The organism is Mycobacterium sp. TH-M15 (assembly GCF_057473705.1).
Genome location: NZ_JBYCLB010000432.1, coordinates 1 through 2525, shown reverse-complemented (window position 1 = coordinate 2525; position 2525 = coordinate 1). Strand labels below are relative to the sequence as shown.

Below are 2525 nucleotides of genomic sequence, written 5' to 3'. Positions count from 1 at the left end.
GTTCGGACGCGCCCGGCGGGTCGCGCGCCGTGCGGCCCGCCGCTGCTTGGGTTTGTCGTCCCACACCTCAGGGTGCGCGGCAAGCCAGCGCTGGTTGCGGATCGCGAACGGGATGTGGCATAGGTAGGCGAGGATGATCACCCAGATCAACAGGTAGGGGGCCAGCACTGCGGCCGCCGCAAAGATCGCCAGCATCGCCAGCAACACGGCCGCGTAGTTCGGCGGCACGGACACGGCGTGCATCTTTTTCATCGGGATTCGACTGACCAGAAGCATCGACGTCCCCGTCACCCAGACGCAGAGGAACCAGGTGGACGTCCACCAGCCATCACCGAACTGCAACTTCAGGGCGAGCAAACCGATCACCGAGACCGCACCCGCCGGGGCCGGCATCCCGACGAAGAATTCGCGGGCATAGGCGGGCTGGGTCCCGTCGTCGAGCAGCGCGTTGAACCTCGCCAACCGCAACACCACGCACACCGCGTACAGCAGCACCGCTACCCAACCGACCGGCGCCGTCGACAACATCGTCGCGTAGAGCACCACCGCGGGCGCCACCCCGAAGTTCACCGCGTCGGCTAGCGAATCGATTTCTTCGCCCATCCGCGACTCGGCGTCCAGGATGCGCGCGACCCGGCCATCCAGTCCGTCGAGGATGGCGGCCGCAGCGATCAGTGCTATCGCAGCCTTCGGCTGGTGCTCTAGGGCGAATCTGATGGAGGTCAACCCCGCGCAGATAGATAGCACCGTCATCGAGCTGGGCAGGATCTGCAGGTTTACCGCTCGCCTGCCCCGGGGCTTGCTGGTCATGGCAGGTCGGCCAGCACCGTCTCGCCGGCGACCGCACGCTGGCCCACCTGGACGACCGGCTCGGTACCCGGTGGCAGGTAAGTGTCCAGCCGGGAGCCGAACCGGATCAGTCCGTAGGTGTCGCCGATCGTCAGCTTGTCGCCCAGGTGCGCATCGCACACGATTCGGCGGGCCAGCAGGCCCGCGATCTGCACCACCACCACCTCAGCACCACTGGTCGTCCGGATTCGCACGCTGGTGCGTTCGTTCTCGATGCTCGCTGAGGTCAGATCGGCTGATCCAAAGCGGCCCGGCTGGTGCTGCACGGCGATCACCTCGCCGCTCACCGGCGCCCGCTGCACGTGCGCGTCCAACAGCGACAGGAAGATGCTGACCCGCGGCAGCGGCAGGTCGCCCATGCTGAGTTCGGCGGGCGGCGCGGCGGAGTCAATGACGCAGATCACGCCGTCGGCGGGGGCGACGACGACACCGGCGCGGGTGGGTGGCACCCGTGGTGGGTGACGGAAGAACGCTGCACAGGCACCGGCCGCCAGCAACCCCGCGCGGCGCAGCCAGCGCAAGTCACGTCCGGTGACGGCCTGCCCCATCACCCCAGCCGAGGCCACCGCCAAGCCAGCGGAGATGAACGGGTGCCCGGCAGGGTGAACCGGCGGAACGGCGGAGCGCACCAACTCCAGTAGGTGCGCAGGGCCTTCCTTCGAGGATTCGGTGCGGGGGCGTCGTGCCACCCGGTCATCTTACGGAGCCGCAGCGCCCGGCGTCGTTATCTGAGATCCCAGACTTGCAGTTGAGTCCCGGCGGACACTTCCACGACGTCCTCTGGGATGTCCAGCAGACCATTGGCCGACGCCAGCCAACGCAAGTGGTGCGACGCCGGTGGGCCATAACTGGTGACGGTGTCGACTCCGCCGACTGCATCCTCGGCGGGATGGAGCAGCGCGCGCCGGAACTGCCGCTTGCCACGTGGTGAGGTCAGCGTCTCGGTGAGCACCGCGGGCCGGCGCGGGCGTTCCGGATCAGGCAGGTGCATGGCCATACGCAGCGCCGGACGGATGAAGACCTCGAAGGACACCAGTGCGCTGACCGGGTTGCCGGGCAGCGTGACGATCGGCGTGCCGGCCACCCGTCCGATGCCCTGCGGCATTCCCGGCTGCATCGCGACCTTGACGAATTCCACGCCATGGTTTTGGTCTTGGGAGCCGTGCCGGCCGAACGCGTCTTTGACGACCTCATAGGCGCCGGCGCTGACTCCTCCGCTGGTGATGATCAGGTCGACGTGGTTTTCCGTGCCGGCGTAGCGGTCCAGGATCGCGCTGAACTGCGTGACGTCATCGCCGGCGGTGGCGGTAGCGACCACGGTCGCCCCGGCGTCGCGAACGGCCCCGGCCAGCATGATTGAGTTGGATTCATAGATCTGCCCCGGCCGTAGCGGGGTGCCCGGCGACACCAGCTCGGACCCGGTGGAGATCACCAGCACCCGCTGTCGCGGGATCACGTTGAGTTCTGCCACACCCAGCGCCGCGGCCAAACCGAGCATGGCCGGTGTCACCAGCTGGCCCGCCCGAAGCACGGTACTGCCGAGGACAACATCTTCGCCGGCCGGCCGAATGTGCTTGCCGGGTGGGGCGGTCTGCCGGATCGCCACCGAGACCAGCCCGCCGTCGGTGTCTTCGACCGGCACGATGGCCGTCGCCCCCGCCGGTATCGGGGCGCCG

3 protein-coding genes are annotated in these 2525 nt (G+C 68.4%); all 3 read right to left on the bottom strand.

What is annotated here, in order from left to right; genetic code table 11:
- Positions 1–810: CDP-diacylglycerol--serine O-phosphatidyltransferase (gene pssA, locus AC2VNT_RS10450; RefSeq protein ID WP_486946786.1), on the bottom strand; the 810-nt coding region annotated here is incomplete at its 3' end.
- Complete coding sequence (locus tag AC2VNT_RS10445) at positions 807–1538, bottom strand: phosphatidylserine decarboxylase (RefSeq protein ID WP_047313698.1); 732 nt, start codon at positions 1536–1538, stop codon at positions 807–809. The genes AC2VNT_RS10445 and pssA, both read right to left, overlap by 4 nt.
- Before the next feature lie 35 nt (positions 1539–1573).
- The coding region (locus tag AC2VNT_RS10440; RefSeq protein ID WP_486946785.1) for a molybdopterin molybdotransferase MoeA at positions 1574–2525 on the bottom strand (952 nt) is incomplete at its 5' end.